The organism is Petrotoga sp. 9PW.55.5.1, from assembly GCF_003265365.1.
Lineage (GTDB): Bacteria > Thermotogota > Thermotogae > Petrotogales > Petrotogaceae > Petrotoga.
In genome coordinates this window covers 111,833-118,587 of the sequence record NZ_AUPM01000046.1, presented here as the reverse complement: position 1 = coordinate 118,587, position 6,755 = coordinate 111,833, and the positions used below count along the sequence as shown (strand labels likewise).

Below are 6,755 nucleotides of genomic sequence, written 5' to 3'. Positions count from 1 at the left end.
GGGGAATAAAAATGACTACCCCGTCTGCAGCATAAAACGCTGCATCCACCCCTTCATATAATGTAAATTTTTGAGGAATCAACATGTTCTTCAAGCATGTTTTTTACATAGTTGATCATTTTTATTTTTAAATCTTCAGGATAAGTTGCAATACCTCGCTTAGTTTGATAAGGATAAAAGGCTAATGGGGATGTTGAAAACTTCTTCATTCTTTTCAAGTATATAGAAGGTATCCTAAAAACGCCCAAAGTAAAAGAGTTTATCTTTTCGATTTCTATTTCTTTCAATATCGTGTTTATAAAATTTTTATATGTTTCTTCCCATGTGTTATCTAAATATATTAAAGGATCCAAAGCTAGATTTATTTTCCATCCTTTTTCTAACAATTTTGAAGCTGCTTCTAATCTTTTTCTAAGCGAAGGTGTTTTTCTTTCGAATCTTGATATAACTTCTTCTGGAGTTAAACTCCAACTTATTATTACATTTTCCGAAGGATCAAAATCTAAGAATTTTTTATAATTAGTACTTTTGGTACGTATTTCTATATTTACTTGTGAATTTTTCTTAGCGAAATTTAACCACTCTTCTAAAAAAGGATATAACCTTTCGAAAAGTAAAATGTCAGAATCGTAAGAGATGCTGAGATATATTCTTTTCTTATCTTTGATTAACTTGTTAATTTCCAAAAAATAATCGTTTAGATTAACAAAAAAAAGTGGGTATGAAGAGAGGTTCATACCTTTTAAATAACAGTAATCACAATCGAATAGACAGTTCAATATAAAATTCGTGTAATAGAAATTTTCCTCTTTAAAATCATGACACAACCTTGAACCTTTGTATATTAATTCTCTTGTTTTTACCGCAATTATAAGAGAAGGAGAGAGTTTTTGAATGTAGGGATTTTGATTGTTTCTGGAAAAGATTTCATTGTAATTATCTATAAAAATAACTTTACTATTTTTGAATTTTTCAAGGATTATTTTGGATAAAGGATAATCGTATGCTTTTTTTTCTACATATATATGTGAAAAAGGTTCAAGAAAATAATTGTTTTTTAAGGCTTTCAAAAATAACATCCCTTTCACTTTTGTTATTAGGAACAATATATAAGAATTCTTGAATAAAGTTTGGTTCTTGATGGTTTTTTGTTTTATAGTAATAATAAGCATTTTCAAATTGTTTTTTTTGGGAGAATGTGAGTTTTAGTTTTTTAGAAATTTTATTTATGATTTCTATTTCTTTCTTAGAAAGTACTAGCTGAAACTTTTCTTGAAAATGAGCTATAGAATAAATGAATTCCACGATTTTAATTAAATTCTTCTCAATTAACTCTTCTACAAAATTTTTAGAGATTTTTTCTGTATTATTTTTATCTTTAGCTACATCAGATACAACCTTTAAACAATGTATTTGATGGGTATTTAAGAATTTAGAAGCCGTATAAAAAATCGAAGAAGATTCCATGTCAACCAGATCTTCTTCTGTTTCGTACTCTGTATTGATATAATCTATAGATTGTATTGAACCTTCTTTTAAAAAATGTTTAAAAATAATATCGGGATAATAATTTTTCTTTCTTTTATAATCTCTTATTTTGTTTATTAAAACCAAATCCCCAACGTTAAAATTTTCATTTAATGTGCCGCAGATACCTATATTTATTATATAATCAAGGTCATTATGATCTACTTTTATATCTTTTAATAAGTAAGCAGTGGCTGCACTACTATTAATTTTTCCAACACCGGATATTATGAGATTAATATTTTTCCCTTCATAAACTTCAAAAGGTTTATCACTAACTTTTTTTAAATTAAAATGTTTTATAATTTTTTTGGCTTCGACTCTCATAGCGAAAATTAGATATAACATTTTTTTTACCTAAAACAACCTTTTTTCTTCAAAAAGTTTACTTTGTTGAGAGGTATCTAAATTTTCATTTTGGCTATCAGCAAAATTAATAGATATGTCGTAAGATCCATCTATTAATAAATAAATGTTAACTTTGAGTTCGTCTGTATATTTTTTTAAAATATCAAATTCTAATTTTTGGTCAGAAGAAAAAGTAAAATCTATTTTGTCTTTGTCTATTTTAGGTGTTGAAGATAACAAAGCAAAATATATTGCTAAATTTGATTTTTTCTCATGGGGATCACTGAAATAATTAAGAATCTTTTTTAGAAGAGGATCTTCGAATTTTTTTATATCTTCTTTTTGCCTTTGGCTGTTTTGTCTTTCTAAAGTCGTTGTTGGGGTTCCACTGTAAAATATTTGTTCATTTTTCATTTTCTTACTCATAAAATCAAGAATTTCAACATCAAATATCAATCTTTTATTTTCACTATATTTTAAATCTTTAAGTAATTCGTTCAGAGTTTTCATCAAAAATATGGAATTGTCGTTATAATCTTTCGATAATTTATTGAAAAGAAATTCAAGAGATTGTTCTACTAATATTTCTGGATCTTTACCCGAACTAAAAAGCTCTTCAGATTTCTTTAAAAATTCGTCGATTTTTGATGAATAAACAATATCTATGAAGTTAGATACAAAACTTTCATCAAATAATCCTAATATGTCAAGAGTTTCTTGTAAGGTGATTTTGCTGGCTCCGAATTTCTCTACTTGCTCAAACATAGAAATGGCGTCTCTCATACCACCTTTTGCCTTTTTTGCTATGATTTGTAGGGCTTCTAATTCATACTCTATGTTTTCTAATTCTGCAATCTTTTTTAGCCCATCAACTATATCGTCATTTGCTAGATTCTTGAAATTTATAATTTGAGCACGGGAAATGATAGTTTCTGGGACTTTTTCTAAATTAGTTGTTGCTAAAATAAAAATAACATGCCTTGGTGGTTCTTCAAGAGTTTTTAGTAAAGCATTGAAAGCTTCTCTTGTCAACATATGGAATTCATCTATTATGTATACTTTATATTTCCCATGAACAGGCTTATAATTTGCAGATTCTCTAATATTTCTTATTTCATCTATTCCTCTGTTGGATGCAGCGTCCATCTCAATTACATCTATAAAACCGTTTTTATTTATTGAGATACAATTCTCGCATTCATGGCAGGGATTGTATTCTTTTGGATTTTTACAATTTACTATTTTGGAAAGTATCCTTGCAGTGGTAGTTTTTCCAGTGCCTCTAGGACCTGAAAAAATATATGCATGAGAGATTTCATCTTTTTTTATAGTGTTTTTGAAGTATTTTATTACATGTTCTTGCCCTATAAGCTCATCAAAATTCATGGGCCTGTATTTCCTATATAAATTATTGTACATAAAAGTTTCCTCCTAAATCATCTAAACTCAATTAATCAAGGTTATTATCTATGAAAGATTCGCCTCTCATCAAAAATTTTATCTTATTTACTTTGTTTTCGAAAATCTTTAATATTCTTGCTCTATTTTCTTCAGGAATTTCAAACGTGAAATGAACACTGGCTCCAAAATTTTGATCTATTATCTTAAAATCATAGATTTTTCGAGTTAATCGTTCAATTTCAGAAAATTGACTGTAATCGCATTCTGCTTCATAGATTGAAGTTTTGTGATAATTAACAACTTTTGATTTCTTTACTGCTTCTTCTGCAGTTGATGAGTATGCATCTATTAATCCGCGAATTCCTAACTTTACTCCTCCAAAGTATCTTGTTACGACTATTGCGATGTTGTTTAATCCATATTTTTCAATTACGCCAAATATTGGTTTACCCGCTGTTCCAGATGGTTCCCCGTTATCTGAATAATTAAAAATTTCTCTTTCGTTTTCATAAACCTTATAGGCCCAACAGTTGTGAGTAGCGTTTATATATTTTTGTGAGATTTCTTTAATGAATTCTTGAGCAGACTCTGAAGTATCAACTTTTTGAACATTTCCAATAAATTCAGATCGTTCAATATTCAATTTTACCTCTTTTGGTTCTTTTATAGATTTGTATCTAGTCATTAGAAAAAATCTTGACCTCTCCTTCAAATTGGTTATCTATGTTAAACTCCTCGGAAGCATTTCCCATATTTTTAGAAATCTCATAGTATCCAGAGCTATCTAGGTGAATTAATAATTCGTTTTTCTTTACTTCTGAATAATTTTTTACAAAAACGATTTCCTTTTTTATTCCGTTAATTTCTACCATAAATTTCTTTCCTGAATATTTATTATTTAAAAAGTTATAGTCTAAATTCGTTTCTATATTACCAAAATCGTCTTTATACAAAAAATCGCATATTATTTGATTATTTTTAATTTTAGGTTTCTTTATATTGAAGGTTATTAAGTTTTCTACCTTTGGGCCAAAATGGTTCAGTAATATGCCCTTTGAAATATAAGCAGCAGCTGGAGAAAATATGTCTCTACCGTGAAAAGTTGATGAATACTCTGATTTATAATAGAAATTTTTATTGGTTAGTTCATAGGCTTCATTTACATCATATTCATCGATGACATAGCTAAATAAACCATTATCAGGTCCTACGAAATATAATTTTTTCTTCAAAGTTTCAAAAGCGATTGCTTTTCTTGAGCTTCCAACTGTAGGATCAACAACACATAAAAATACTGTCCCATCTTCAAAATCTTTACAGGCTCTCATAATAATAGCGGCATATTTTTTTATGTTAAAATGCCCTGCATTATGCGTAATATCAATAATATCACAGTTACCATTTATCTTTTTGATTACAGATTTACATACTGAAACGTAATAAGAAGATATTCCCCAATCAGTTAAAAATGCAATAGTATTCACTAATCGTATTCCTCCAAAAGTTAGGTTTCTTGAGTCAATTCAAGAAACAACCATGAACCAATAAAAAACACTACCGAAAAAGTCAACAAAATTATTATCTCATAACTAATGTCACCTAATCCATACCCCAACACGGTTAGCTTTCTCCAGCTATCCAAAGAATATTTAATGGGAAAGATGCTTGCTACTTTTTCAAGGAAACTACCAGCGGGTATTGGAATTAAAACGCCTCCGAAGACAAGCATTCCACCAATCACAGCTGTTACAAGAAACGATGACCCTCGAGCGGTTTTCAAAAAAGATGATAAAAATAGACCAAAAGAAGTGAAAGATATAACAGATATTAATACCAATAAAATTAAATTGAAAGGGTTTGCTTGGGACTGTACTCCAAAGAATCTAAACATATACCATGAAAATAGACCTGCGACAAAACCTATAATAGTGTAAGCGATTAATTTTGAAATAAGAAATTCATGACTTTTTAGACCATTAGATATATATAAATCCAATAATCCAACTTCCCTTGATTGACCAGTGGAATTCGCGATTCCAATCATAGATAGTAATAAAATAGCTACAACAGCAACGATTGGAGCAAACATATCATTTATCGAGAGATTTGAAGTTTCAGATACAATCAAGGAACCATCTTCTTGGCTTGGAATAAGCATTTTTATTTCTGGTTTGGGTCGTGTTTCATCTATACCTATACCGCCACCAAGTAAAAATTCTGTTGTAGAACCCACCTTAATTTCTGGGATCCCGGCAAGTTCATCAAAAACAGCTTTGAAACCTGTGTATATCATCATACTGTTTTGAATTTTATGGGGGTTTGGAACCACGTATAACGTTGTTTGTTTTTTATCCATTAAGTTAGAAGTGAACCCCTTTGGGATAATAACTATAGAATCGTATTCACCTTCTTTTATTAATTGGGTTAACTGATCATCGTTTTTTATCTCAAGGGTATTATCGAAATTTAAAAATTGTTTTATTAAAATAAAAGCAAAATTACCCAGCAAACTTTTATCCTCATTATACAAAGCCAGTTGGAAATTCTGCGTCATATCAATAGGATAGAAAGACGATCCAAAATACGCTAAAACAACGGGGATTATTATACTTATTATTAAAACACCACGATTTCTAACAACTTTTTTGATTTCATACCAAGCCATTTTTAAGATTTTCATGGTATCCTCCCAAATTCAAAATTTTTTTCAAATGAAAAAATTGACTACCTCGCATTTTGTTCCAAATGTTCTGATATTTTTATTATTATGCTGGGTGCTTCGTAAAAAGTTAGCGTTTCATCATTTATTAATAAATATAAACCGTATGTGTTTATGTATGGTTTGTGCATGGTGGTCATATTAGTTGGCCACATAAACATGTCTCTGATTTTTGGATAATATAATTCTTGTTTTTTTTGCAATTTAAACATTCCAAAATCGTCAATATCTTTATAATCAATAAACCTTTTGTATAAACCATTACCAAGCTTAGTGCTAAATGCTATGCCTTTATCTCCAAATCCAAAAACTGCTGTTGTTAAATTAGTTAATTGATCTATGTTTTTAATCTGCCCCATGCCAAAAAAACAAATTTCAAACTTCCAGTTTTCATCAGAATATCCTTCATTTTTTATGTATCTTTTTAGATCATCAACTATCCTTTCATCTCTTGAAGCTATAAATAAAAGGAAACTAGCAAATGCGATGTAAATAAAAAGAGGAATGTTTGAAAATTCCATAAAATTCATTATCAACTGTGAAATTAGCAAAAGTGAGGAAAGGGTTATAAAATGAAAAGTTCCTCGATTTTTTAAAATAAAATAGGAGAATATTAGTATAAGGGAAGATACACCAAAAAACAGCCATCCTTTAATAAAAAACTGTAAAAAAGGTATTAATCCAAGAATTATTGAGATTGTTATATACATTTTTCACCACCTAATTCACTATGCGAAGTTTGAGAAAATAGTATTTTTAT

General features: G+C 28.9%; 7 protein-coding genes. All 7 read right to left on the bottom strand.

Annotation, left to right across the window (positions count from 1 at the left end):
• Nucleotides 1-53 precede the first annotated feature (53 nt).
• The 7 genes from PW5551_RS07295 to PW5551_RS07265 are packed head-to-tail and all read right to left on the bottom strand — an operon-like array spanning nucleotide 54 to nucleotide 6,705.
• Nucleotides 54-1,070: a spore photoproduct lyase family protein gene (locus tag PW5551_RS07295; protein WP_113075130.1), complete on the bottom strand. Its 1,017-nt coding sequence runs from the start codon at nucleotides 1,068-1,070 to the stop codon at nucleotides 54-56.
• Complete coding sequence (locus tag PW5551_RS07290; RefSeq protein ID WP_113075129.1) at nucleotides 1,039-1,875, bottom strand: purine phosphorylase; 837 nt, start codon at nucleotides 1,873-1,875, stop codon at nucleotides 1,039-1,041. The genes PW5551_RS07295 and PW5551_RS07290 overlap by 32 nt, the downstream gene beginning before the upstream one ends.
• A 9-nt stretch (nucleotides 1,876-1,884) precedes the next feature.
• Nucleotides 1,885-3,294 (bottom strand): DNA polymerase III subunit gamma/tau, encoded by a 1,410-nt coding sequence (gene dnaX / locus PW5551_RS07285; RefSeq protein ID WP_113075128.1) that lies wholly within the window; start codon nucleotides 3,292-3,294, stop codon nucleotides 1,885-1,887.
• Between the two features lie 31 nt (nucleotides 3,295-3,325).
• Entirely contained in the window at nucleotides 3,326-3,961 is a 636-nt protein-coding gene (locus PW5551_RS07280) for a YigZ family protein (RefSeq protein WP_113075127.1), read from the bottom strand.
• The gene (locus PW5551_RS07275) at nucleotides 3,954-4,760 is read right to left on the bottom strand and encodes an S-adenosyl-l-methionine hydroxide adenosyltransferase family protein (RefSeq protein WP_158526164.1); all 807 of its coding nucleotides are present in this window, start codon (nucleotides 4,758-4,760) and stop codon (nucleotides 3,954-3,956) included. The genes PW5551_RS07280 and PW5551_RS07275 overlap by 8 nt, the downstream gene beginning before the upstream one ends.
• Before the next feature lie 20 nt (nucleotides 4,761-4,780).
• Complete coding sequence (locus PW5551_RS07270; RefSeq protein WP_113075125.1) at nucleotides 4,781-5,956, bottom strand: ABC transporter permease; 1,176 nt, start codon at nucleotides 5,954-5,956, stop codon at nucleotides 4,781-4,783.
• 44 nt (nucleotides 5,957-6,000) lie between these two features.
• A complete protein-coding gene (locus PW5551_RS07265; protein WP_113075124.1) occupies nucleotides 6,001-6,705 on the bottom strand; it encodes a hypothetical protein in 705 nt (234 codons plus the stop codon).
• Between the last annotated feature and the right edge of the window lie 50 nt (nucleotides 6,706-6,755).